At 54.9% G+C, this 257-nt stretch carries 1 protein-coding gene; it reads left to right on the top strand.

What is annotated here, in order from left to right:
- On the top strand, nucleotides 1-257 hold a 257-nt coding region (locus tag SB765_RS31320; RefSeq protein WP_410932721.1), incomplete at both ends, for a glycosyltransferase.

Raw genomic sequence — 257 nt, 5'->3', positions numbered from 1 at the left:
GGCCCGTGGGAACGACGCCTGCGCACCCTCATCGAACAATATCAACTGGAAGATGTGATAGAGATGCCGGGCTTTAAACCGAGCCATGAAGTGAAAGCGATGCTCGATGACGCGGATGTCTTCCTGTTGCCATCGGTTACAGGTGCGGATGGCGATATGGAAGGTATTCCGGTGGCGCTAATGGAAGCGATGGCGGTTGGCATTCCGGTTGTTTCTACTCTGCACAGCGGAATACCGGAACTGGTGGAGGCCGATAA

Source organism: Pseudomonas sp. SIMBA_067 (assembly GCF_046534675.1).
Lineage (GTDB): Bacteria > Pseudomonadota > Gammaproteobacteria > Pseudomonadales > Pseudomonadaceae > Aquipseudomonas > Aquipseudomonas putida.
This window is presented reverse-complemented; position numbering and strand designations above follow the sequence as displayed.